The sequence below is a fragment of the Rhodoferax sp. MLSD5-FHT05B10 genome (assembly GCF_058793415.1).
Map to the genome: position 1 here is coordinate 282,483 of NZ_JBXAFT010000001.1, position 24,423 is coordinate 306,905.

The 24,423-nt window shown below is 57.9% G+C and carries 23 protein-coding genes and 2 tRNA genes; 20 read left to right on the forward strand and 5 right to left on the reverse strand.

What is annotated here, in order from left to right:
• Positions 1 to 20 precede the first annotated feature (20 nt).
• Genes AC1Q5W_RS01325 through AC1Q5W_RS01380 form a run of 12 tightly spaced genes read left to right on the forward strand, consistent with a single transcriptional unit; the run spans position 21 to position 13,394 of the window.
• Complete coding sequence (locus AC1Q5W_RS01325) at positions 21 to 740, forward strand: YebC/PmpR family DNA-binding transcriptional regulator (protein WP_492645924.1); 720 nt, start codon at positions 21 to 23, stop codon at positions 738 to 740.
• Positions 737 to 2,020 (forward strand): phosphoribosylamine--glycine ligase, encoded by a 1,284-nt coding sequence (gene purD / locus AC1Q5W_RS01330; protein ID WP_492645925.1) that lies wholly within the window; start codon positions 737 to 739, stop codon positions 2,018 to 2,020. The genes AC1Q5W_RS01325 and purD overlap by 4 nt, the downstream gene beginning before the upstream one ends.
• Positions 1,989 to 2,699, forward strand: coding sequence for a 1-acyl-sn-glycerol-3-phosphate acyltransferase (locus AC1Q5W_RS01335; protein WP_492645926.1), 711 nt, complete (start codon positions 1,989 to 1,991; stop codon positions 2,697 to 2,699). The genes purD and AC1Q5W_RS01335 overlap by 32 nt, the downstream gene beginning before the upstream one ends.
• Complete coding sequence (hemF, locus tag AC1Q5W_RS01340) at positions 2,696 to 3,613, forward strand: oxygen-dependent coproporphyrinogen oxidase (protein WP_492645927.1); 918 nt, start codon at positions 2,696 to 2,698, stop codon at positions 3,611 to 3,613. The genes AC1Q5W_RS01335 and hemF overlap by 4 nt, the downstream gene beginning before the upstream one ends.
• Positions 3,610 to 4,227 (forward strand): nicotinate (nicotinamide) nucleotide adenylyltransferase, encoded by a 618-nt coding sequence (nadD, locus tag AC1Q5W_RS01345; RefSeq protein ID WP_492645928.1) that lies wholly within the window; start codon positions 3,610 to 3,612, stop codon positions 4,225 to 4,227. The genes hemF and nadD overlap by 4 nt, the downstream gene beginning before the upstream one ends.
• Positions 4,227 to 4,931, forward strand: coding sequence for a ribosome silencing factor (rsfS, locus tag AC1Q5W_RS01350; protein WP_492645929.1), 705 nt, complete (start codon positions 4,227 to 4,229; stop codon positions 4,929 to 4,931). The genes nadD and rsfS overlap by 1 nt, the downstream gene beginning before the upstream one ends.
• Before the next feature lie 7 nt (positions 4,932 to 4,938).
• Positions 4,939 to 5,406: a 23S rRNA (pseudouridine(1915)-N(3))-methyltransferase RlmH gene (rlmH, locus tag AC1Q5W_RS01355; protein WP_492645930.1), complete on the forward strand. Its 468-nt coding sequence runs from the start codon at positions 4,939 to 4,941 to the stop codon at positions 5,404 to 5,406.
• A gap of 9 nt (positions 5,407 to 5,415) precedes the next feature.
• On the forward strand, positions 5,416 to 6,018 hold the full coding sequence (locus AC1Q5W_RS01360) for a Maf family protein (protein WP_492645931.1): 603 nt from the start codon (positions 5,416 to 5,418) through the stop codon (positions 6,016 to 6,018).
• 34 nt (positions 6,019 to 6,052) lie between these two features.
• Complete coding sequence (gene rng, locus AC1Q5W_RS01365; RefSeq protein WP_492645932.1) at positions 6,053 to 7,528, forward strand: ribonuclease G; 1,476 nt, start codon at positions 6,053 to 6,055, stop codon at positions 7,526 to 7,528.
• A 9-nt stretch (positions 7,529 to 7,537) separates the two neighbouring features.
• Positions 7,538 to 9,988 (forward strand): glycosyltransferase family 4 protein, encoded by a 2,451-nt coding sequence (locus AC1Q5W_RS01370; RefSeq protein ID WP_492704009.1) that lies wholly within the window; start codon positions 7,538 to 7,540, stop codon positions 9,986 to 9,988.
• The gene (locus AC1Q5W_RS01375; RefSeq protein ID WP_492645934.1) at positions 9,985 to 11,889 is read left to right on the forward strand and encodes an acyltransferase family protein; all 1,905 of its coding nucleotides are present in this window, start codon (positions 9,985 to 9,987) and stop codon (positions 11,887 to 11,889) included. Before AC1Q5W_RS01370 ends, AC1Q5W_RS01375 begins: the two co-directional genes overlap by 4 nt.
• A gap of 8 nt (positions 11,890 to 11,897) precedes the next feature.
• Positions 11,898 to 13,394 carry a hypothetical protein gene (locus AC1Q5W_RS01380; RefSeq protein ID WP_492645935.1) on the forward strand — a complete coding sequence of 499 codons (1,497 nt, stop codon included), beginning with the start codon at positions 11,898 to 11,900 and terminating at the stop codon, positions 13,392 to 13,394.
• Here AC1Q5W_RS01380 and AC1Q5W_RS01385 read toward each other — a convergent pair.
• Genes AC1Q5W_RS01385 through AC1Q5W_RS01405 form a run of 5 tightly spaced genes read right to left on the reverse strand, consistent with a single transcriptional unit; the run spans position 13,371 to position 18,252 of the window.
• The gene (locus AC1Q5W_RS01385; RefSeq protein WP_492645936.1) at positions 13,371 to 14,135 is read right to left on the reverse strand and encodes a hypothetical protein; all 765 of its coding nucleotides are present in this window, start codon (positions 14,133 to 14,135) and stop codon (positions 13,371 to 13,373) included. The two genes, AC1Q5W_RS01380 and AC1Q5W_RS01385, sit on opposite strands and share 24 nt — an antisense overlap.
• A complete protein-coding gene (locus AC1Q5W_RS01390) occupies positions 14,132 to 15,019 on the reverse strand; it encodes a DUF6492 family protein (protein ID WP_492645937.1) in 888 nt (295 codons plus the stop codon). The genes AC1Q5W_RS01385 and AC1Q5W_RS01390 overlap by 4 nt, the downstream gene beginning before the upstream one ends.
• Positions 15,016 to 15,732 carry a polysaccharide deacetylase family protein gene (locus AC1Q5W_RS01395; RefSeq protein ID WP_492645938.1) on the reverse strand — a complete coding sequence of 239 codons (717 nt, stop codon included), beginning with the start codon at positions 15,730 to 15,732 and terminating at the stop codon, positions 15,016 to 15,018. The genes AC1Q5W_RS01390 and AC1Q5W_RS01395 overlap by 4 nt, the downstream gene beginning before the upstream one ends.
• Positions 15,729 to 17,462, reverse strand: coding sequence for a lipid A export permease/ATP-binding protein MsbA (gene msbA / locus AC1Q5W_RS01400; RefSeq protein WP_492645939.1), 1,734 nt, complete (start codon positions 17,460 to 17,462; stop codon positions 15,729 to 15,731). The genes AC1Q5W_RS01395 and msbA overlap by 4 nt, the downstream gene beginning before the upstream one ends.
• Positions 17,455 to 18,252, reverse strand: coding sequence for a glycosyltransferase family 2 protein (locus tag AC1Q5W_RS01405; RefSeq protein ID WP_492645940.1), 798 nt, complete (start codon positions 18,250 to 18,252; stop codon positions 17,455 to 17,457). The genes msbA and AC1Q5W_RS01405 overlap by 8 nt, the downstream gene beginning before the upstream one ends.
• Positions 18,253 to 18,321: 69 nt before the next feature.
• On the opposite strand from AC1Q5W_RS01405, the gene AC1Q5W_RS01410 reads away from it, so the two are divergent.
• From AC1Q5W_RS01410 to AC1Q5W_RS01445, 8 genes are all read left to right on the forward strand, one after another.
• Positions 18,322 to 19,176, forward strand: a complete 855-nt coding sequence (locus AC1Q5W_RS01410; RefSeq protein ID WP_492645941.1) for a glycosyltransferase family 2 protein — start codon at positions 18,322 to 18,324, stop codon at positions 19,174 to 19,176.
• A 7-nt stretch (positions 19,177 to 19,183) separates the two neighbouring features.
• Positions 19,184 to 20,449: a Tol-Pal system beta propeller repeat protein TolB gene (tolB, locus tag AC1Q5W_RS01415; protein WP_492645942.1), complete on the forward strand. Its 1,266-nt coding sequence runs from the start codon at positions 19,184 to 19,186 to the stop codon at positions 20,447 to 20,449.
• Positions 20,450 to 20,473: 24 nt separating this feature from the next.
• Positions 20,474 to 21,001: a peptidoglycan-associated lipoprotein Pal gene (gene pal, locus AC1Q5W_RS01420; protein WP_492645943.1), complete on the forward strand. Its 528-nt coding sequence runs from the start codon at positions 20,474 to 20,476 to the stop codon at positions 20,999 to 21,001.
• A complete protein-coding gene (gene ybgF / locus AC1Q5W_RS01425; RefSeq protein ID WP_492645944.1) occupies positions 20,998 to 21,777 on the forward strand; it encodes a tol-pal system protein YbgF in 780 nt (259 codons plus the stop codon). The genes pal and ybgF overlap by 4 nt, the downstream gene beginning before the upstream one ends.
• Positions 21,778 to 21,783: 6 nt before the next feature.
• Positions 21,784 to 22,608 carry a tRNA threonylcarbamoyladenosine dehydratase gene (locus tag AC1Q5W_RS01430; RefSeq protein WP_492645945.1) on the forward strand — a complete coding sequence of 275 codons (825 nt, stop codon included), beginning with the start codon at positions 21,784 to 21,786 and terminating at the stop codon, positions 22,606 to 22,608.
• Positions 22,609 to 22,654: 46 nt separating this feature from the next.
• Positions 22,655 to 22,730 (forward strand) — tRNA-Lys (locus tag AC1Q5W_RS01435).
• 57 nt (positions 22,731 to 22,787) lie between these two features.
• Positions 22,788 to 22,863, forward strand: a tRNA-Lys gene (locus AC1Q5W_RS01440).
• 283 nt (positions 22,864 to 23,146) lie between these two features.
• The gene (locus AC1Q5W_RS01445; RefSeq protein WP_492645946.1) at positions 23,147 to 24,325 is read left to right on the forward strand and encodes a sensor domain-containing diguanylate cyclase; all 1,179 of its coding nucleotides are present in this window, start codon (positions 23,147 to 23,149) and stop codon (positions 24,323 to 24,325) included.
• The last annotated feature ends 98 nt before the right edge of the window (positions 24,326 to 24,423 follow it).

Sequence of the window (24,423 nt, forward strand, 5' to 3'; positions counted from 1 at the left end):
GATTTTTTGAAGGAATCCCCGTGGCAGGACACAGCAAATGGGCCAATATTCAGCACCGCAAGGGCAGGCAGGACGAGAAGCGCGGAAAAATCTGGACACGCATCATCCGTGAGATCACCGTGGCCGCCCGTGCGGGTGGAGGGGATCTGAGCGCCAACCCGCGCCTGCGCCTGGCCGTGGACAAGGCTAAGGCGGCCAATATGCCGGCCGACCGGGTCAAGTACAACATCGACAAGGCCACGGGCAACGCCGAGGGCGTGAGCTACGAGGAAATCCGCTACGAAGGCTATGGCATTGGTGGCGCCGCCATCATTGTGGACACCATGACCGACAACCGGGTGCGTACCGTGGCCGAAGTGCGTCACGCGTTCAGCAAGCACGGCGGCAACATGGGCACCGAGGGTTCGGTGGCGTTCCAGTTCAAGCACTGTGGCCAGTTGATTTTTGCCCCCGGCACCAGTGAAGACAAAGTGATGGAGGTGGCGCTGGAAGCCGGCGCCGAAGATGTCATCACCGACGACGACGGCGCCATCGAGGTGCTGACGGCCTATGCGGACTTCGAGGCGGTCAAACAGGCGCTGGAGGCTGCTGGCCTGCATCCTGAAGTGGCCGGCGTGACCATGCGGGCCGAAAACACCATTGAGTTGACGGGTGTAGACGCCGAACGCATGCAAAAGCTGCTGGACGTGCTGGAAGACCTGGACGACACCCAAGAGATTTATCACAACGCTGCACTATGAACGTACTAGTTATTGGCGGCGGTGGCCGCGAACACGCCCTGGCCTGGAAGCTGGCGCAATCCCCCAAGGTGCAGATGGTGTACGTGGCGCCCGGCAACGGCGGCACGGCGCTGGACGCCCGCCTGAAGAACATTGCCATCACGGACGTGGTGCAGCTGCGGGAGTGGGCGCAGGAAAACAAGATCGGCCTGACCGTGGTGGGGCCTGAAGGCCCGCTGGCAGCTGGCGTGGTGGACGAGTTCCGCAAGTATGGCCTGCGTATCTTCGGACCGACCAAGGCGGCAGCGCAGCTGGAGAGCTCCAAGGCGTTCTCCAAGGCGTTCATGCGCCGCCACGGCATTCCCACGGCCGAGTACGCCACGTTTTCCGATCCGGTGACGGCGCACACCTACGTCAACCAGATGGGCGCGCCCATCGTGATCAAGGCCGATGGCCTGGCCGCCGGCAAGGGCGTGGTGGTGGCCATGACGCTGGCCGAGGCCCACGAGGCGATCGACTTCATGCTGCTGGACAACACACTGGGTGTCGCGCACAACGACGGCGGTGCCCGCGTGGTGATCGAGGAATTCCTGCAAGGCGAAGAAGCCAGCTTCATCGTCATGTGCGACGGCAAGGACGTGGTGGCGCTGGCTACCAGCCAGGACCACAAGCGCCTGCTGGATGACGACCAGGGCCCCAACACGGGCGGCATGGGCGCGTATTCGCCGGCACCGTGCGTGACGCCCCAGATCCATGCGCGGGCCATGCGTGAGGTCATTCTGCCCACGCTCAAGGGCATGGAGCAGGACGGTATCCCCTACACCGGCTTCCTGTATGCCGGCCTGATGATTGACGCGCAGGGCCAGGTCAAGACGCTGGAGTTCAATTGCCGCATGGGCGACCCGGAGACACAACCCATCCTGATGCGCCTCAAGAGCGATCTGCTCGACGTGTTGTGGGCTGCGGCCGAGCCCGGCGGGCTGGCGAACATGGAGTTGGAGTGGGACCGCCGTACGGCGCTGGGCGTGGTGTTGGCTGCGCATGGCTATCCGCTGTCGCCCCGCAAGGGCGACGCCATTGAAGGCCTGCCGGCCGAAAGCGACGACGCCATGGTGTTCCACGCCGGGACCGAGTTGCGCGACGGCACCGTGCGCACCACCGGAGGCCGCGTGCTGTGCGTCACGGCACTGGCCGAAAACGCGCGTGCTGCCCGCCAGGTGGCGTATGAAGTGATTCAGGGAATATGTTTTGACGGTATGCAGTACCGCAATGACATCGGTCATCGCGCGGTGCGGCATTGAGTCCATGGCGCCCGAGGGGCTGACGGATTCGCTGTCGGGCGGGGAGTTTCCCAAGCCGTACCCGGTGCAGCCCCAGGGCAGCCGCCTGGCGGCCTGGGTATTGGGTGCCCTGCGCTGGAAGCTGCGTTTTGACGGCCTGCCGGCACAGCAGGGCGTGCTGGTGGTGTATCCGCACACCAGCAACTGGGATTTTGTGGTCTTGATACTGGCCAAGTGGGCGCTGGGCGTGCAAGCCAGTTTTTGGGGCAAGGACAGCCTGTTTCGCATTCCCCTGTTCGGGCGCTGGCTGCGCTGGATGGGGGGCGTGCCGGTGGACCGCAGTGCCTCGCGCGGCGTGGTCGGGCAGATGGTCGATCTGTTGCGCGAGCGGCAGGCACGAAATGGGTATTTCTGGCTGGCATTGTCCCCGGAGGGCACACGCCGGGCGCAGCCGGGCTGGCGCAGCGGTTTTTACCGCATAGCGGTGCAAGCCCGCGTGCCGCTGGGTCTGGTGCGGGCGGATTTTGGCCGGCGGGAGATCGCCGCTGTCGATTTCCTGTGGCTCAGCGGTGACGAGCAGCAGGACATGGCCCGCATTGCCGCCGTCTACGAGGGCGTGCAGGGCTACCGACCCGAGCAGGCGGCGCCGGTGCGGCTCATGGGCAACAATGCCAGTCAGCAACAATCGGAGTCAGTATGAGTGATGTACGCGTGGGCACGGTGAAAACCTATCTGCAGGGCTTGCAGGAACGCATCACCGGCGCGGTGGCTGCGCTGGACGAGCGGAGTTTTCTGGCCGACGCCTGGGCCAAGGCGCCGGGCGAGCCCCTGCAGGGCAGCGGCATGACGCGCATCCTGGAAGGGGGCACGGTGTTCGAGCGTGCGGGGTGTGGCTTCTCGCACGTGCGCGGCCCAGCCCTGCCGCCGTCCGCCACACAACACCGGCCGGAGTTGGCGGGGGCGCCATTTGAGGCCCTGGGGGTATCGCTGGTGTTCCATCCCCGCAACCCGTATGTACCCACGGTGCACATGAATGTGCGCATGCTGTCGGCGGGGCACCCCGGGCAGGAGGCGGTGTGCTGGTTTGGCGGTGGCATGGACCTGACGCCGTATTACGGCTTTGACGAGGACGCCCGCCATTTCCATACCGTGTGCCGCGATGCGGTGCAGCCTTTTGGTGAGGACAAATACCCCCGTTTCAAGGCGTGGTGCGATAACTACTTCTTCCTCAAGCACCGCAACGAGCAGCGCGGCGTGGGCGGTATCTTTTTCGACGATTTCTCCGAGGGCGGCTTTGACAACGGTTTTGCGCTGATGCGCTCGGTTGGCGATGCGTTTCTGACGGCGTACCTGCCCATCGTGGAGCGCCGCAAGGACGCTGCCTACGGGACCCGCGAGCGGGAGTTTCAGCTCTACCGCCGCGGGCGCTACGTGGAGTTCAATCTGGTGTGGGATCGCGGTACCCATTTTGGTCTGCAGTCCGGGGGACGTACCGAGTCCATTCTGTTGTCCATGCCGCCCCTGGTCAGCTGGACCTACCAGGCGGTCCCGCAGGAGGGCTCGCCGGAAGAAGCCCTGTACCGGCAGTTCCTGGTGCGGCGGGATTGGGTGTGAGCGACATTCCTGGCCAAGTCCGGCGCATGGGCGTATTCGGAGGGGCTTTTGATCCGCCCCACCTGGGGCACCGGGCACTGGCGCAGGCGGCGTTGGCGCAACTGCAGCTTGACGCCCTGTGCATCATCCCCACCGGCCAGGCCTGGCACAAAGCCCGTGACCTGACGCCGGCCGTGCACCGGCTGGCCATGGCCGAGCTGGCTTTTGCGGGGCTGGAGGGGGTGAGCGTCGATCCGCGCGAAACCCGGCGCCCGGGTGCCAGCTATACCGTGGACACCTTGCGGGAGCTGCACAGTGAGCATCCCCAGGCCCAGCTGTTCCTGATTTTGGGCCAGGACCAGGCGCAGGCCCTGACTTCCTGGCACCGTTGGGAGGAGATTCCGCAGCTCGCTATAATTTGTGTAGCTGACCGCGCAGGTTTTCCGGGCGGAGAGGGTGCTTTTGATGCCCTTTTGCCTGCTGTGCCAAATGCGCGTCGCCTGGAAATGCCTCCCGTTGACGTGAGCGCCACCGACATTCGCCAGCATCTGGCGAACCACCAAAGCGTTGCCCCACTGGTTTTTGAGCCCGTTGCGCGTTATATTGCCCTTCACCACCTTTACCAAACAGCCTGATGACTACACCAACCGTTGCAAAAAAAGACATTACGAAACTTCAACGTGCCATCGTGGACGGTCTGGAAGACGTCAAGGCCCAGGACATCCAGGTGTTTGATACCGAACATCTGTCGGCCTTGTTTGAACGGGTGGTTGTGGCCTCCGGTACGTCCAACCGCCAGACCAAGGGTCTGGCTGCCAGCGTGCTGGATGCCGTGCGCAAGGCAGGTTTCGCCAAGCCGCGTGTGGAAGGCGAAGCCAACGGCGAATGGATCATCGTGGACTGCGGCCAGGCGGTGGTGCACATCATGCAACCCAGCTTCCGTCAGTACTACAACCTAGAAGAACTGTGGGGCGAGAAGCCTGTGCGCCTGAAGCTGGGAGCGGCCAAACCCGCAGTGGCAGAAGGTGCCAAACCCGCCAAGGCGGCGCCCAAAGCCGAAACGAGCTTGAAGCGTTCCAACGCGGCCAAGAAAGGTGTTGAGGAAGCATTCCCGTCCAAGGCCCAGTTGAAGAAAGCGGCAGCCAAGAAAGCTACCGCAGCCAAGACACCCGCACGCAAGACCGCTGCACCCAAGGCAGCAGGCGCCGCAACCCCGGCCAAGAAGGCGGCTCCCGTGAAGAAGACGGCTGCCAAAACGGTGACCAAGGTGGTGGTGCCGGCAGCGGCCAAGACAGTCGCCAAGGCCGCTGCCAAGAAGACGGCTGCCCGCAAAGCCTGATATACCCGTGAGGCTGGTCATTGTTGCCGTCGGCCTGCGCGTGCCCGATTGGGCGCAGACCGCGTGGGACGATTACGCCAAGCGCTTTCCGCATGAGTTGCGCGTAGAGCTCAAGGCGGTCAAGACCGAACCCCGGGGCTCCAAGACCCTGGAGACGCTGTACGCCGCGGAACGCACCCGCATTGAGGCAGCCATTCCCAAGGGGGCTCGCATCGTGGTGTTGGATGAGCGGGGCACCAGCCTGAGCACCGTTGCACTGGCCGGACGGCTCAAGGAGTGGCAGCTGGGGGGCGGTGACGTGGCCCTGGTGATTGGCGGTCCCGACGGTCTGGAGCCGGCGTTCCGGCAGGCGGCGCATGAACGCATTCGTTTGTCGGACCTGACCTTGCCGCACGCCTTTGCACGGGTTCTGCTGATTGAGCAGCTGTACCGCGCATGGTCCATCAACGCCAATCACCCTTACCACCGCGAGTAATCCTGCGTCATGCATTCCTTTGTCTATTTGGCATCCCAAAGTCCGCGGCGCAGCCAGTTGCTGGACCAGTTGGGTGTGCGCCATGAATTGCTGCTGCCCGATGCGCAGGAAGACGCGGAGGCGCTGGAAGTGGTGCTGCGCAACGAGGCGCCCAAGACCTATGTTCAGCGCGTCACGGGGCTGAAGCTGGCCGCGGCGCAGGCGCGCCTGGCGCGACGGCAACTGCCGCTTGCGCCCGTGCTGTGCGCCGATACCACCGTGGCGATAGGGAAAACCATTTTTGGCAAACCGGCCGATGCCGGTGACGCCAAGCGCATGCTGCGTTCGCTGTCCAATCGCCCGCACCGGGTCATCACGGCCATTGCGCTGGGGTGGGGTGAACGGCGGGTGGCGGCGTGCAGTGAATCCTGGGTGACGTTTGCGGACATGAGCGAAGATGACATCGCAGCATATGTCGCCACGGGCGAGCCCATGGGCAAGGCGGGAGCCTATGCCGTGCAGGGCAGGGCGGCCGCGCACATTGCGCATATCAGTGGCAGTTATTCGGGCATCATGGGCTTGCCCTTGTTTGAAACGGCCCAGGCGTTGCGGACCTTGGGCTTTATCCTTTGATGCCCGCCGGCTGGATCACACTAGACTCAACGCCATGCAGCAAGACATTCTGATCAACTGGTCACCCCAGGAAACCCGGGTGGCGATCATGGAAAACGGCGCGGTGCAGGAGTTGCACGTGGAGCGCACGCTGGAGCGCGGGCTGGTAGGCAATGTGTATCTGGGCAAGGTGGCCCGGGTGTTGCCCGGCATGCAATCGGCGTTTATTGATATCGGGCTAGAGCGTGCCGCGTTTTTGCACGTGGCGGATGTCTGGCACCGTCAGCCGGAAGGGGAGGCCCCCTTCATCACCAAGAACGCCGCGCCGCCGATCCCGATCGAAAAGCAGGTTTTTGAGGGCCAGGCCATCATGGTGCAGGTCATCAAGGAGCCCATCGGGACCAAGGGCGCCCGTCTTTCCACGCAGATCAGCATTGCAGGGCGCCTGCTGGTGTTCCTGCCGCAGGACGACCATATCGGGGTCTCTCAGAAAATTCCGCCCCACCAGCGCGATGAGTTGCGCACCCGTCTGCAGCAGCTGGTGGGCTCGCAGGGGGGCGGTTTCATCTTGCGCACCAACGGTGAGGATGCCTCGGACGCCGAACTGGCCGACGATATCGGCTATTTGCGCAAGGCGTGGGCCCGTATCAAGGATGCGTCCGTACGGTTGCCGCCGCAGTCCCTGCTGCACCAGGACTTGAGCCTGTTACAGCGTGTGCTGCGCGATCTGGTGGGCGAGGCCACCCAGACCATCCGGGTCGACTCTCGGGAGCAGTTTGCAGCGCTGAAGGCTTTCGGTGCCGAGTTCATGCCCATGGCGGCGGGGAAGTTGCAGCACTACAAGGGCGAGCGCCCCATTTTTGACCTCTTTTCCATCGACGAGGAAATCGCCCGGGCGCTGGCGCGCCGGGTGGAGCTGAAATCGGGTGGATACCTGATCGTGGACCAGACGGAAGCGTTGACCACGGTGGATGTCAATACCGGCGGCTTTGTGGGGGCCCGCAATTTTGATGACACCATCTTTAAGACCAATCTGGAGGCGGCCCAGGCAATTGCCCGGCAGTTGCGCCTGCGCAACCTGGGTGGAATCATCATTGTCGACTTCATCGACATGGTGCGGGAAGACCACCGTGAAGCCGTGTTGGCCGAGTTCAAGAAGCAGCTCTCCCGGGACCGGGTCAAGACCATGGCCGGCGGCTTTTCGCAGCTGGGTCTGGTGGAAATGACGCGCAAGCGCACCCGCGAATCGCTGGCGCACATGCTATGCGAGCCGTGTGTGGTATGTGAAGGCAAAGGTATCGTGAAGACGGCGCGCAGCGTGGCCTACGACATCTTCCGCGAAATTCTGCGCGAGGCCCGCCAGTTCAACCCGCGCGAATTCCGCGTGGTGGCATCCCCCAAGGTCATTGAGCTGTTTCTGGACGAGGAAAGCCAGCACCTGGCCGGCTTGAGTGAGTTCATCGGCAAACCAGTGTCGTTGCAGAGCGAGGCTGCGATGGGGCAGGAGCAGTATGACATTGTGCTGTTGTGACGAGATGACATGACGAGGCGATTGCGTATTGCGGTCTTGAGCCGCAATTTTTCGACAACCGGGGGGGGGGCAGAGCGTTACTCCATCGCGCTGGTGGAGCAGTTGGCGGCGCGCCATGAGGTGCATGTGTTTGCGCAGGACATCGCACATCAGTTTCCTGGAGTGGTTTATCACCGCGTTCCCAGGCCGATGGCACGGCCGCGTTGGATCAACCAGCTCTATTACGCCTGGGCCACCTGGCGCGCCACGCGCACCGGCTTTGACATTGTGCATTCGCATGAAAACACCTGGCACGGGAATATGCAAACGGTTCACGTGCTGCCGGTGAAATACACGCTGTTTGCGGGCAAGTGCGGTGCTGCGCTGGCGTTGCGTTGGCTCAAGGTGCTGACCAGTCCGCGTTTGCTGACCTATTTGTGGCTCGAGAAGCGTCGTTATGCTTGGGCATTGAAAAAAAAGGTGGTGTGTACCTCTTCCTCCCTGAAAAGTGTGTTGGAGGTGGCTTACCCGGCATCGGTCTCCATGCTGGAGGTGGTGACGCCAGGCGTTGACGCCGGGCCTGGAGGGGCGTCCGCCGAAGCGCGTGAGCAAGCCCGTCGGACGCTGGGCTTGCCAATCGAGGCAATGTTGCTGCTCTTCGTGGGAAATGATCTGGTCAAGAAGGGCCTGCCCACACTGTTGCAAGCCCTAGAACTCATGCCCGAACAGGTTCATCTTGCCGTGGTCGGCCAGGGTGAAGCAATGCGGATGTTGCAGACACAGGTAGAGCGACAGGGTTTGAGTGCACGCGTACACTTTCTAGGTAGCCAGCGTGATATGGAGGTAGCGTACCGTGCAGCGGATGCGCTGGTTCACCCAACACTGGAAGATTCCTATGGCATGGTAGTGCTGGAAGCCATGGCTCACGGCCTGCCGGTGGTTGTGAGTGATGTCCCCTATTGCGGTATTGCAAAGGACCTGAGGGATCGCGAGAACGCGCTGATACTTGAGGATCCCAGAGATGCAACCCAGCTAGCCACTATCCTGCAGGCCCTGCTCGGCAATACGGCTTTGGCGGAAAAACTATCAACGTCTGCAATGGCGTTTGCCCAGGCCCGCTCCTGGGATCAGGCTGCAGCAACTTATGAAGTGATGTACCGCTGGATTGCCAGGCGCTACGTGCAGCGCTGGCTGGTTTTGTCCCACGCTTTCAATATGGACGGACGCGCTGCCAGCCAGACCATCACCGACAAACTGCCCCATCTGGAGGCGGCGGGCATCGAACTGGTGATTCTCAGCGGCGTTTCCGGTCGCAAGGACACACATTTCGAACACCATCAGCTTTGGCCTGCGGGGCCTGCGGGCATCCGGTTCGAGCTGCGTCACGTGTTGCGCAAGCACTTGCCGAGCCCCTTGGCCTATCGACTGGTGATGGTACTGTTGAGCATTCCATTGCTGCCGTTCATGCTATTGGAGAAACTGCTGTGCCGCGTGGAAAGCTCTTGGTCGTGGTGGCTCAGCGCCTACCTAGTGGGGTGGCTGTTGGCCCGAAAACGCAAGTTTGACTTGATCTACTCTACCGGTGGTGCCTTCGCCGCCCATGTGGCGGGGCATGCATTGAAGCGCTCCTTGTGTGTGCGTTGGCTGGCTGAAGTGCATGACCCGCTGGTGATGCCGGGCAGCGTCCCGCACACCCCGCAGGAGCGCATGCAAGCTGAAGTGGAGCGGATGATCTGCACCGATGCCGATGTTGCCATCTGGTTTACCGAGCAGGCGTTGGCCAGCGCGAAGCGGCGGCATCCGCAATTGGGTGATCGTGGAAAGATGATGATGCCTGGCATTGATGCTCCGTTTAAGGAGTTGCCACCGTATGTACCGGGCCCCAAGATGGTGATTGGGCATTTTGGATCGCTTTCCAATACACGGAACCTGCGGCCTATCATTGAAGCACTGGAAACCGTGGTGGCCCAGCGTCCGGAATTGCGGAATAAGGTGGAACTGCAGGTCACCGGTGGGCCGTTGGACGCAGTGTCCGAGTCCTGTCTCGCTCAATCCCCGGTACGGGACATGGTGCGCCATTTGGGACGCATTGAAGCGGACCCGTTCACAGGATTGTCTGGCCGTGCGCAAATTTTGCGTCGCATGCGCAGTGTGGATGTGTTGCTGCTGTTGCACGGCACAGAGCCCATCTGCGCCGAGTACATTCCGTCCAAGTTGTACGAGTATCTGTGGATGCAGCGGCCCATCTTGGCGACTGTGCATCGCAATCCGCAGATGGCGGCGTTGCTGCGGGGGCAGGGGCATAGCGTGGTGGAAACCCAGAGCGCCAGTGCAGAGGCCGCTTTGGCCTTGCTGACTGGGCAATTGTTCGATTGCTGGCTGGAGGGCGGGCTGTTAGACAACGGTTTGTCCAGTCCCTATACGACACAGGCCGCTGTTGCCACATTACTGGATGGTTTGGTGACGGAGGGTACCTCGTGAGCATTTCCTACCGTTCCGATATCGATGGTCTGCGTGCCATCGCCATTCTGACCGTAGTCGCCTTCCATGCATTTCCGACGGTGTTTCCTGGTGGGTTCATCGGGGTCGATGTCTTCTTCGTGATCTCTGGTTATCTGATCACCAGCATCCTGCAGCAGGAGATGCAGAGCGGTCACTGGAGCGTTGCATCCTTTTATGCACGGCGTATTCTGCGTATCTTCCCGGCACTGATTCTGGTGCTGCTGGCGTGCCTGACCGCAGGGTGGCATACCTTGTTGGCCGAAGAGTACATGCAACTGGGCAAGCACCTGGGACTGGGCGCGGCCTTTCTCTCCAACTTCGGTTTGTGGTGGGAAGCTGGTTATTTCGACAAAGTGTCAGAGGCCAAGCCGTTGTTGCACCTATGGTCACTGGCGATTGAAGAACAGTTTTATATCGTCTGGCCTTTGGTTTTGTGGTTGATTCTGCGGAGCAAATACAAAACCGTGCGTACCGTGGCGGCCCTGGCATTGTGCTCGTTATTGTTGTCTGTCTGGTGGGTCTGGAGCGACCGAACCCAAGCCTTTTATTCTCCACTGAGCCGTGCCTGGGAGTTGCTTGTTGGCGCATGGCTGGCGCTGCAACCAGTGCGGCGCTTCAGCTTGCTACCGCCGGTGGTTCGGGGATTCGCTGTTGCGGCTCTCTTGGGTGCCACTGCTTTGCTGCATGCGACCGTGCCGTTCCCCGGTGTGGTGGCAGGGTTGCCCGTATTGGCTGCGGCTGTTTTGATTGCAGTGCCATCTGCGTCCGATTGGACAGGGCGCTTATTGCGCCAACCGTGGATGGTTGCTCTGGGGAAAGTCAGCTACCCGTGGTACCTTTGGCACTGGCCGTTGTTGAGTTTTGCCTACATTATCGAAAGCGGCCAGGCATCGGCGGGATTGCGCCTAGGGTTGGTGTTAGCCAGTCTATTACTGGCGGTGCTTACCTACCGACTGTGGGAGTTGCCTTTGCGCAGATTGCCGCGTCGTTGGGTAATCGCACTGCTGGTGCTTGCCATGACCATCATTGGCTTTTTGGGCAAGAATATCCATGATCGGCATGGACTGGAGCGGATACGCCATAAAAACCTGATACAGATGGACCAAGTTGCCAGCCAAGACTTTCTTGATTTTGAGAAGCAGGGGCTGATTACTGAGGCACAGTGCGACAAACCTTTCAAATTCCCTGAACGTGACGTCTGTTTGCTGGCCCATCCGGACAAGCCGGTGAGTGCGGTTGTTTTGGGGGACAGCCATGCGGTGCATGCTTTCTGGGGGTTGGAGAAAGCCTTTGATGCTCAGGGGCTGAATTTGGCTGTGCGTGGAAAAGGGGCTTGTGTGCCAGTGAGGGCTGTGGGCGGTAGCAATGGTTTGTCTGAGTGTGGACGCCATATGGAAGCGACGTTGCGCGATATCGCTAGTGATTCCCAGATTCGTGCGGTGGCGTTGGTGTTTCGGGGACGCTACCTGAACGCGCAGTCTTCGCCGCAGGCACGTCAGGACTTTGAGAAAGGCTTGGATGCGACGCTGGCCATGCTGCAATCTGCTGGCAAGCAGGTGTATTACTTCTTGCCGGTGGTAGAGCCTGGATTCGACCCGCGCTTGTGCATGGGATCGCTGCCATTCGGTCGCAAGCCCCCGTACTCTTGTGTGATTGACAAGCTGTCCGACGACGTGAAGTCAGAGGCTGTACGTGTCAGTGCATTGCAGGTGCTGTCCCGATGGCCTCGGGTTCATGTCGTGGATCCCAATGTAGCACTTTGCCGCGAAGGGCGTTGCCCCATCATTCAGGATGGACACAGTATTTTCAAGGACGAGAATCACTTGTCACAAGCCGGTTCCCTGTTGTTAGGTCATATTTTTGAAGTTCAGAATCGCTGAAGAAATACATGAATCTCAAGACATTCCAGTCGGTATATTTAGCCTTTTTGTTCGTGTTTGCCGGCATTCTTTCCGTTTCGGGAACGATTGCTTTGCGCAATGTTCTGCACGCAGTATTGCTCGTCGTGTTATTCGGGTATATGTGGTTTGAAGCACGCAAAAATACTGGATCTATGGTCCAGCTTGCTTTCGCTGTGCCCTTGCCGGTTTGGCTCTGGTGCGCCTATCTGCTTTTGTTTCCCTTGATCGCTCCAGATGGTGCGGGAGCCTTGAGCAACCTGCTTGGCAAGGGAATGTGGGGTGAATCTGTCCTGACGTGGTTACTGGCTTGGGGCTCTTTCCTCATTCTGGGCGCAGAGCGCTTGAGTTTGTGGCGCCTCGCATTGGTCAGTGCTGTTCCGGTGTTCATCCATTTGGCATTGACAGCGTTGGCGTGGGGGGGCGTTCTGCAACCTGCTTTTTACGAAGACCCTTCGCTTCAGCAGGCTGGGCAGTCATTGCTTGCTGTGCTGACTGATTTTTCTCAAATCAAAAATGCTTCGCATGCGTTTCCTATGGGGTTCCGGGGTATCGAGCCCATGCATGGTAATTTGGGTTATCCAGCGTCACAGGCCATGTGCCTCAGCTTGGCTGTTATGTTTGCGGCCTGGGTTCAGGCTGACCGTGGGTTGGCGATAAGGGCGGGTGTTTTGGTGTCACTTTGCTTTGTCAGTGTAGTGATTGCCCAGTCGCGTGCTGCAGCATATTTCGGGCTGCTGATACTTGTCATGTCTTGTTTGATTTACGGTATTTTCATACGTAATCACCACGCATATGCGCGAGGAATTCGACTCAAATTAGGTCGATCGGTCGGGTACCTGATGTTGGGTATTGGGGTGTTGTGCCTTGTATTTTTTTGGAAAGTTGTTTCTCACAATCCGACCTGGTATTCCATGTGGGACAAGATGGCGATTGGGTTTCAGGTAGAGGCACCTAAAGACGTTTTATGTAACGGTCTGACTTCTTTGGAGGCAGACTCTCTTCATCAGAAAAATGCAGATAAAGATGACGAATACATGTCGATATTGCTGACCAACGGTTTTCAAGGGGACGGCGGACGCGTGCTACTGGCCCGTGTCGGTGCAGAACTCAGCACCAGTTACCTTTGGGGTTGGAATGGTGGGCGCGATGCGTACCAGCATCGAATTGCACAGCTATGCGGTCATGTACCAGTGATGGATTTTTCGCATGCCCACAATGCATGGATCAATTTGATTTTGGCGTTGGGTTGGGCGGGTGCCATCCTGTACGCATGGGTGTTCTTTAATTTCTCAAAGTTGGGCTGGGCTGCATTGAGAAACAAGGAGAAATGGCCAGCCGCCATGGCCCTCCTGCTTTTATCGGTATTCTGGTTGTTGCGCGGAATGACGGATGCGGTCTACCAAGAGCATTATTTGCAGATGCAGGCTTTTTTTCTGATGGTACTTGTCTTGCAGATTCGCTCAGGAAAACCAGCGTTTGAATAATGGGTGGCGCTTCGTTAATGCGTAGCGCCATTTTTCCTTGAGCCTGCGTATTGGGGTATTTTTGTAATAAACACCAGTGCCGCCTCCTACGCCACAAATAATGGGTGGCGGGCACATCAGACGCCCTTTTAATTTGTTGTTTAGAAAAATTTCACGGAAAGTTTCTTCCAAGCCGTGCCCCTCTTTGGATCGGATCGCGTGGTGCGCACGTACAAAGAAGCGCCTGTATGTATCCACGCTTGCAACATAGAAGCGGGTGTCGATATAGGCTAATTCTGTCGCTTTTCTTGGTGAGAAAACATTGCTGAAAACACCTTTCAGCAGAAGGTCACCATTCCATTGGCTTATGCATTCATGGAAATTTTCAACCCAAAGCTTGGAAGTGCATTTGGCAAAGCATCCAGCTGACTGAATCAATTGCGAGTGCTCCAAAGCATAGCGCACGATTTCACCTTCGCCGTAGCCACGACCATGCAGCTGGACCAAGTCCACATCATTGCGAAAATGCAAACATTCCACGGCGCCGCTTCCTTCTAACGTGGACACTGAGGGCGAAAAGTCAAAGTCGGAGCCATCGCAAAGCACCAGGGGATTCATGGGGGCAATAGCACGCCACTTCAGGATGGACTCCATGGCAAGCCGTGCACGTTCTTCGGGGTCTTGCAGACGTACCCCTTTGTCGTGAGCTACCACACTGGAGGTGAGAAGGATTGGGATGCGACGAATGTCGGTATTTGTCATATTCTGCCGAGCTTTCGGCGAAGTTGTCGGCCCCAGCGTGACAGGACACCACCGCCTTCACTGGGCCAATCCATTTCACGCTCCCAAGCTGACTGGTAAATCACTCCGCAGTAAAGCTTGGCGAGTTGTTCCGAGGTGACTCCTTGGCGCGTTTCCTGATCTAATTGCCATGCGTAATGGTAGACCTTGAAAAGAGCCTGGCATGGATGCAGTGGAATAGCGCGGTAGGCCAGAAGTGCTTCACCATACCAGCGCGACTCAATGGGAGCCTCCAGTATGGCATCGGCAAAGCTCATGGAGCGTGGCTGAAGATAGTTTCTGTCCAACGATTCCCATACATTACGGTGCCAAGCCAAAGGAAATGGTCCGAAGCTGTAGCGGCGTCCTACACGACCAAATTTTTGTTGCACCAGATCGGCTTCACGGACAAAGGCGTCCACTATGCGGTGGCGACCATGTTGCATGGCACCTTCGAGCAGATCATGTGCCTCATCCAGAACGGTGTAGGGGAATCCGTCTGGGGCCAAAAAATCACTCGCTGAAAAGGGCCTGATAAATACAGCGTCCGAATCCAGGCAGACATAGGTATCCGCAAGCCCAAGTCGCCAGAATTCTGACTTCACTACCTGCTGTGCAACCGCGCCGTGCATGCTTGCCACCCGTGTCAAGTCAAGCCGTGGAGATGCTTCCAGAATGTTTTCGTCTGACAGAAGCTTGACCGATGTTGCATCGAGGTGACTTTGGAAAAGAAAGAGGTCGGCATCCGGTACGGAAACGTATACGGGAATTTTTTGCTCATTGAATCGTTCAATGGACTGTACGAGGCGCACCACGCGCCGAAGATCGGTTCGGTAGCTTTTGCAGTACAGGGCAAGCGCCGTCATGCGCGGCGATCCTCGTAATCGGTGGCCACCTTCATGAAAAACTGCAGCGGGTTTGTCGCCCGTGCCACCATGATGCGATTCAAGGCATAAAAGTCGTCGTGGAGCTGCACTCGCCCTCTTCGCGTGCTGGTGGCGGTGATGTAGCCCGCTGCACGCACCATTTCTTGGTGCGCGGGGGTGAACCATCCATACGGGTAGCAAAAGTGCCGAACCTCAGCACCGATCAGCTGTTCCAGTTGATCCTTTGAAAGAGAAATCTGCTCTTGAGCCTGTTCCGCGGTCAGCTCTGTTAAATTGGCATGGGTTTGGGTATGGGAACCAACATCCATGCCAGCACCGTGCCAAGCAAGCCAGTCTTGCTCCGTCATGAGCGGCTTTTCTGCCACCTTTCCTGCATCCCAAATGTTTGCTTTACCCACCAGACTGCTGACGCCATAGCAAGTGGCTGTGAATCCGTTTGCCTGCAAGACAGGCAGGGCATAGTGGAGGTTGTTCTGAAACCCATCGTCAAAGGTAATACCAACGACCTTGCCTGTGAGCTCTCCAAGCAGATAGGGCTCCAGATCCCGCATGGATAGGCCGCGATAGCCCAGCAAACGGAGCATGCGCATCTGCCACGCAAAGGACGATGGAGCTACGATCAGTCCACGCAGTGGCGTACCACGCGGCGGTGGTTCGTCAATCTGGTGATACATCAGTATCGGTATCTTCATGTCTGTAGTCGCCGTAAGTTGGCGTAATAGCCATTGCGCTGGAGCAGCGTGGAGTGGTCGCCGGACTCCACAATGCGGCCCTGATCCAGTACCACGATCAGGTCTGCACGCTCAATGGTGCTCAAGCGATGGGCAATAACTAGGGTAGTCCTATTTCGCATGAGGGTTGCCAATGCGTCTTGTACCACGCGTTCTGACTCTGTATCCAAGGCGGACGTAGCTTCATCCAGTATCAGGATGGGGGCATCCTTGAGCAGCGCACGAGCAATGGCTATGCGCTGGCGCTGCCCCCCCGAAAGCGATGCGCCATTCTCTCCGGTGAGCGTATTTAGGCCTTGGGGCATCTGGGAAATAAATTCCCAAGCATGGGCAGCCACTGCGGCCGCCCGTACTATTGTTTCCTCTGCGTTTCGCGATTGACCGAATGCAATATTTGCACCGATGCTGTCGTTCAGCAAAACAATATCTTGGCTGACCAGTGCGATATGTTCGCGAAGGCTTGAAAGTGTCAGTGTGCTGATGTCAACGCCATCAATGGTGATGCGGCCAGACTCTGGGGCATAGAAGCGTGGAATCAGGGAAGCTAATGTGCTTTTTCCACCTCCAGACGCGCCTACCAGAGCGATGGTCTGTCCTGGCAACACATGAAGATTGATGTTGTCGAGTGCCAGCTTGTTACTGCCTGGATAGCGAAAAACCACATTCTCGAACCGGATTTCCCCCTTGCATTCGAAAAGATTGGCCTGCCCAGTGTCGGCCTCCAGGGGGGCATCTAGTACACCGAAGACGTTTTCGCATGCAGCTAGTCCGCGCTGCAGGATGGGGCTGATTGTGGTGAGCTGCTTGATCGGAGAGATTAGCAACAACATGGCGGTAATAAATGACACAAATCCACCTGCTGTGTCACCCGCTTGGCCCATGGATCGACTCAAGGCCATGAATATGATGAAGGCAATGGCAATAGACGCTGTCATGTGCGTAATGGGAGTCAAGGCAGAAGCGGGAACAGCTTCCTTCATCATGCTGCGGCGAAAGCTTTCCGTTACCGCGCGAAAGCGCTCGCTCTGCTGCTCTTGGCCGCCGTAAATCTTGATGACCTTGTGGGCTGCGGTGGTTTCTTCTACAGTATGCGCGACTGCACGCAATGACTCTAGGCTGGCTTTGCTGGCTTTGCGAATGCGACGTCCGAAGCCCTGGATCAGCACCGCAATCACAGGCCCCACGGTCAGCGTAATCAGGGTGAGTCTCCAGTCCAGATACACCAGATAAGACAGAAGTGCTACAGCAGTCAGCGACTCGCGGACGGCGGTCACTAGCACGTTGGTGGCGGCTTGGTTGATTCCGTCCACATCGTTGTGAATACGTGTAATCCAGTAAGAGGCAGACTTCGTGTGGAATGCTTGTGTCGGCGTGCCGAGAAGTTTGTCAAATATCGCACGGCGCAGATCCACCACCAGACGGGTCGACACCCATGTCATCAGGTAGTTGGTCAAAAACGATAACACCCCTCTCGCTAGAAACAGCAGGACTATGCTTGTGGGAATCAGCCAGACCATGCGCGCATCGGCGGTGCGAAAGCCGCTGTCCAGCAGATGTTTCATGATGGCTGGAAACACCGGCTCCGTGGCTGCGGTGCACACCATGCAGAGCGTGGCGATGGAGAACGCCTTCCAGTAGGGCCGCAGGAAACCCAAGAGTCGAATGTACAGGGCTCGGTCTGCTTTATTCATTTTTCGAATGAGCAGCCATTATTCTCGGCGCTTTCCACACGTCCCCCTTCTGCATTTCCAGCGCTTTCACGTAGCGGTAAAACGTACCCTCAAAGTTGCCCAGTGCAATGACAAAACCGGCCCATCCATCCAGGAAACCCAGTTTGAAGATGTAGTGCTTCACGAAAGACCAGATACCGTGGGTCAGTGCCATGCCCATGGAAATATTCTTGTGTTTGATTTTTTCCGCCCCAAGCGTCGAGTAGCGGTTGGCCTTGTGCATGACCTCGGCCATGTTCTTGAATGGAAATTGCCAGATGGCATTCTTCAGGTGGCCGATGGGTTTGGTGGAATTGAGAATGTAGCCTTCATGTACCGGCTTGAGGTCGTAGTGCATGGCACCCTTACGGAACAGCTGAGGCTGGCGGTAATTGGGGTACCAGCCCGAGCGCTTGATCCAGCGTCCCATGAAAAAATTGCGACGCGGCATCCAGTAGGCATCTGCCGCATCGGGGTTGTTGACCGTATTGCGGATTTCCCGCGCCACTTCCGGGGTGCATCTTTCATCAGCATCCAGGCTGAAAATCCATTCATGGCTGCATGCTGCAATGGCCTGGTTGCGTAAATCCCCAAACCCCTTGAACTCCACCTGTACCACTCTGGCACCCAGGCGCGCGGCTATTTCCTGTGTCCCATCGGTGCTGTTCGAATCGACCAAGATGATCTCGTCGGCCCATTTCGCGCTTTCAATGGTGGCAGCAACTTTTTCAGCTTCGTTGTACGCGATGATGTAGACGGAAATTTTGCTCATCGGGGATGGTAGTATTCGGCGGCTTTCAGGCGCAAACGGCATGTTGCCAGCCGCGTAGTCTAGTTCAAAATGAACGCTTCCGATCTTGTATCAGTGGTAATCACCACCTATAACCGCAGCGATGCCTTGCTGGCGGTTCTGCACGGCTTGTCTCTGCAGACAGACCGTAATTTCGAGGTGATCGTGGCGGATGATGGTTCGCGGGCCGAGCATCAGCGCAGAATTTTCGAATCGGCGGAGGCCAAGGAATTGGGGGTTGTGCACGTATGGCATCCGGATGTCGGTTTCACGGCCTCCCGGGTTCGCAATCGGGGCGTTGCGGCATCCAGTGGTCGATATGTTGTTTTCCTCGACGGTGATTGCGTTCCCGAGATGGATTTCGTGGCGCGGCACAAATGGTTGGCCGAGCCAGGCTGCTTTGTCAATGGCAGTCGTGTTCTTCTATCGCCAGCCATCACCCAGCGCGTGCTCGCTGGTGCTGAGACAATCTGCGGCCGTTCCGGTTTGTATTGGATCAAACAGCGCATCCTGGGGCATGCCAGCAAACTCACGGGCCTGCTACGTCTGCCAGAACGCTTTGGACGGGTTGAGCGGACGTTTTCCTGGAAGGGCATACGCAGCTGCAACATGGGTGTTTGGCGTTCTGACTTTGAGCGGGTGGATGGCTTTGATGAGTCGTTTGTTGGATGGGGGCATGAAGATGCTGATTTCGTCCTGCGTCTGCATCACAGCGGCGTCATACGGAAAAATGGGTTTTGTGCCACGGAGGTGTTTCATCTCTGGCACAAAGAGGCCGCACGTGATCAGGAGTCGCAAAACGCACGGACGGTAACGGAACGTGCCAAAACGGCAGTGATCCTGCCCGTGTCGGGTTTTTCTCAAAACAGGATCAACGATGATGCGGTGATCACAAGACTGGGATAATGCACACATGCTAAAACGCTTCTTGTTTTCTTTCCTCGCAGGGTTGCTGTGTCTTCCCGCTTTTGCCCAATTTCGTGTGGAAGTGTCTGGCGTCGGGTTGACCCAGTTTCCAGTTGCCGTTGTTCCGTTTCGAGGAGACGACGCTGCGCCGCAAAAAGTGGCGGCCATTGTGTCGGCGGACCTGGAGCGTAGCGGTCAATTCCGTGGCGTGGATACCGGTGGTGTTGCTCTGGACGAGGGATCCCGTCCCGACGTTTCTGCATGGCGTCAGAAAGGTGCGGATGCGCTGGTGACCGGAAGTATCAACCGGCTGGCAGATGGGCGCTTCGATGTGCGCATGCGTTTGTGGGATGTGGTGCGCGGACAGGACCTGGGTGGGCAAAGCTATGTAGTTACCGCGGGAGATTTGCGCTTGGTAGCGCATCGCCTGGCAGATTTTGTGTATGAAAAGCTCACGGGGGATAAAGGTGTTTTTTCGACCCGCATTGCTTACGTGACCAAAGTTGGGCAGAAGTTCAACTTGTGGATTGCGGATGCCGATGGTGAAAACGCGCAAAGCGCGCTCAACAGTTCTGAGCCAATCATTTCTCCGACCTGGGCGCCCAATGGAACACAAATTGCATACGTGTCCTTTGAATCGCGCAAGCCGGTTATTTTTGTGCATGACGTGGCATCAGGCAAGCGGCGCTTGGTTGCTAATTTCAAGGGGTCCAACAGCGCGCCAGCTTGGTCCCCGGACGGCAAGACGCTGGCAGTGACGCTCAGTCGGGACGGTGGTTCCCAGTTGTACCTGATGGATGCAGCGGGCGGGGAACCGCGGCGCTTGGCGCAGTCCAGCTCCATTGATACGGAGCCTACATTTACAGCGGACGGGAAAACAATTTATTTTGTAAGTGACCGTGGCGGTTCGCCGCAGATCTACCGTGTGCCTTCGGGGGGCGGCAATCCGGAGCGGGTCACTTTTTCCGGTACTTACAACATTTCTCCGGCATTGAGCCCGGATGGGAAGTGGTTGGCCTATATTTCGCGGGTGAGCGGTGCTTTCAAGCTGTATGTGATGGAGCTTGCCTCAGGAACAGCAACACCCGTTACCGACACCAGTGCAGACGAGAACCCCAGTTTCGCTCCCAATAGTCGCCTGATCATTTACGCGACCCAGCAACAAGGGCGGGAGGCATTGATGACCACCACTCTGGACGGGAAAATCAAGGCCCGCTTGGCAGGTCAAAATGGTGACATTCGTGAGCCCGATTGGGGTCCAGTGCAAAAGTAAGCGCAATTTAACCAGGAGTTTGGAATGAATCGATTGATAGTGGCTGCAGCCGTCGCTGTATTCCTGACGGCGTGCGGTTCGGCGGTCAAGTTGGACAACGTTCCGGTGGAAGACAAATCCGGTACCAGCGTTTCCGATATTGGTGCCGGAGGATCGGCTGTGGGACAGGGGGGCGTTGCTCCCGTTGATCTCGGAAAGTCCGACCAGGAAGCGGCGATGCGGGCCACTACTCGCGTGGTGTATTTTGATTACGACAGTTATGTCATTCGTCCAGAGTTCCAGTCCGTGATTGAGGCGCACGCGCGCTTCATCAAATCGGACAAGAACAGGAAAGTGGCTATTGAAGGCCATACCGATGAACGCGGTGGGCGTGAGTACAACCTGGCACTGGGGCAACGGCGTGCTGAGGCGGTGAAACGGGCCATGGGCCTGCTGGGCGTTTCCGAAAACCAGCTGGAAGCCATCAGTTTCGGTAAGGAAAAGCCGGCAGAACTGGGCTCCACCGAAGCTGCAATGGAGAAAAACCGGCGCGCTGAAATTACCTACCGATGAATACATCTCTGCACTCTGTCACAGCGCGGTGGACCCGCTTCGCAATCGTAGCCTTGTGGCTCGGCTGCAGTTTTGGAACGGCATCCGCGGGTCTTTTTGATGACGAAGAAGCTCGCAAAGCCATTCTGGACCTGCGCCAAAAAATGCAGGACTCGACGGAAGAAATGCGGCGTTCTGCGGAAGACGGCGCGCAACTTCGGCGCAGCCTTGTTGATTTGCAGAACCAGCTGGAGACTGTTCGCGCGGAGTTGGCCCAGTTGCGTGGCCAGAACGAACAGATGGCGCGTGACCTGACGGAGCTGCAGCGGCGTCAGAAAGACACCGTGCAGTCGCTGGATGAGCGGTTGCGCAAATTTGAACCCGCAACCGTGATGCTGGATGGCCGGGAATTCAGCGCAGAAGTCGCCGAGAAACGTGATTACGATGCCGCGCTCGCAATCTTTCGCAAGGGCGAATTCGCTAATGCGCAAGTTGCCCTGGTCGATTTCCTGACTCGGTACCCGAGCACGGGGTACCGCCCATCGGCGCTCTTCTGGCTGGGCAATGCCCAGTACGCAACCAAAGACTACAAGGCGGCGTTGGCCAGTTTTCGGAGCCTGGTAACCCAGGCATCCGACCACATGCGGGTGCCAGAGGCTGTGCTCGCTATAGCCAACTGCCAGCTGGAGATGAAAGATACCAAGGCCGCTCGCAAAACGCTGGAGGAGTTGCTTGCCAAGTACCCCGCATCGGAGGCCGCCATCGCAGCCAAAGATCGCCTGGCGCGTTTAAGGTAAGCGCTTTTGGGCGAGTTGACTTCCCGTCAAGACGTGTCGGCACAGGTCGTCGGTGCGGCCGATCTTGATCGCCGCTTCTCAGGACTGGATCGGTTGTACGGTGTTGAGCCTGCCAAAGCGGTGCGCGGCGCACATGTAGCCATCGTGGGAGTGGGAGGCGTAGGCTCTTGGGCAGCTGAGGCTCTGGCACGTAGCGGTGTCGGGCGCTTGACCCTGATCGACATGGATCACGTGGCAGAGTCCAACATCAACCGGCAAGTGCATGCCCTAACACCTACCGTGGGCATGTCCAAGGTGGAGGCCATGCGGGAACGCATTGCACTCATCAACCCTTTATGCACAGTAACCTGTGTGGATGTCTTTGTAGAACCCGACAATTGGCCATCTGTCCTTCCAGCAGATGTGGATGCCACGATCGATGCCTGCGACCAGGTTCTTGCCAAGGCAGCCATGGCTGACTGGGCACGGCGTACCAAGGCTCTATTCATTGCAGTTGGTGCGGCGGGAGGTAAGCGCCACGCACACAAGGTCGACATTGCCGACCTGAGCGAAACTACACACGACCCCCTGTTGGCGCAACTGCGTTACCGGTTGCGAAAAATGCACAATGCTCCCCGAGATGGAAAGAAGATGGGTGTTGTGTGTGTGTTCAGTCGTGAGGCGGTAATGGCCGCCGACGCATCCTGTGCTACGCAGGCCGACAACTCACTGAACTGCCATGGCTATGGCTCGGTCGTATCCGTGACGGCGACGTTTGGTTTGTGTGCAGCAGGCTGGGTGCTCGATAAAATTTCTCAGCGAAAGCTGAGGGCGGATCAAAAAACGCTATAATTGAAAGCTTCGCAGGAAGCAATAAATAACTTTATTTCAACCTGTCGGGACGTTAGCTCAGTTGGTAGAGCAGCGGACTTTTAATCCGTTTGTCGTGGGTTCGACCCCCGCACGTCCCACCAGTATTTTGTGGGCACTTCGCGTTGTATGATGGCAAAGGGTGTTCCACGCAAAAGATCGGGATCTTAGCTCAGCTGGTAGAGCAGCGGACTCTTAATCCGTAGGTCGAGAGTTCGAATCTCTCAGATCCCACCAATCGAATCAAGGACTTGACCGCAAGGCTGAGTCCTTTATTCTTTGTGAGACGCGGCGAAAGGTTCGCGTTTTCATTCCTTCCCCCGTATCAGAGCTTTCCCAAGCAAAACTTTCGATCGGTGGCGTTCTTCAGCTAGGCGCCGGGTGACGCGTCGTTCAGCGTGGCCAATGGCTGACGCGAAGCTTCTGAAAAGATCGGGCGCACACGGGCGAAGGGGAATTGGCACGGAACGAACATCAAGGCTACACTGCCCCCAAATAACTTCGAGAAATCGAGGGGGGTATGGAGCTGGTTGACAGTACGCTTCGGATGGCAATGCTGGTTATTGCTGCTGTTTTTGCCATTGCGTGGCTGAGTACCGCACTGGCATTTCGGGTTTCACCCAAAGCCCCCTTGAGTTTTTGCCTTGCCAATCTGGGCATCGGCCTGGGTACCGTGCTGGTCATGCAGCGTGCGGCCAATCCGGGGTTCATCAGTTTCCAGATTGCCGACTGGCTCGTCATTGGCGGCATCGCGTCTTTCAGGACCGGCGTGTCGGCCATCATCGGCAAGAAGCCTGTGCCGTTGCTGGTTCTGTTGTTGCCCTTGCTGGCGGAAATCGTGTTGACGGTTGCGCTGGCGCCAGATGACAGCTCTTATTTTCACCGAGCGGTTCCCTTCAATGTGATTGCATGCCTGGTCGCTGCCGCAACGGCCTGGGATTGCATCAGAGGAATGGGGGAGGAGGGCTTTGCGCTGCCCACCAAAATGGTGGTGGCTTTTCCGTTTTCAGCCGCTGGGGTGCTTTTTGGCGTTCGTACGGCGGCTGTGTTTCTGGCGCTGATCGCCAGTGGCGGGGGAAACGCCCCCAAGCAAGGCAGTTTCACCTTATTTCTATGGACCTTTGTGGTGATCCTAATCGTGATCAACATTGCCATAACGGGACTGGTGGTCGGGAAGTTGTTGCGGAGAATCAGCGAACTGGCGGACAAGGATGCCTTGACCCGATGCCTGAACCGGCGAGCCTTGAGCGAACGCCTGGGTGTCGAGCAGGAGCGGTTGAATCGCAGTGGCGTACCGCTGGCTTGTGCACTGCTGGATCTTGATCACTTCAAATTGATCAACGATCAATATGGCCACAAAGTGGGCGATGCTGCGCTGGTGCATGCGGTCGAAGTGGTCATGCGTGCCATCCGCTCGATCGACATTTTGGGGCGCTATGGTGGCGAAGAGTTTGTGATTTTGATGCCGGATACGTCGCTGGACGGCGGGCAGGAAATCGCGCACCGGGTTCGAATTTTGCTGGCCGAAACACCGTTTCTGTTCGAGGGCAAATCGATTTCGATCACGGCCAGCTTTGGTGTTGCCGCGTTGCAAGCAGGGGAGCCCGGTGAGCGCATACTGAATCGGGCCGATGTCGCCATGTACGAGGCAAAGCGGCGAGGGCGAAACCGGGTAGAGCTGGCTGGAGTGCCCGCGTAGGCGCGTAAAACCCACGGGCTGCAGGCGATGGATGGCATGGATCAACGCATTTTCCTGCTTGCTGAAACTGACATATCCCCTACAAGTTGCCAGAGATC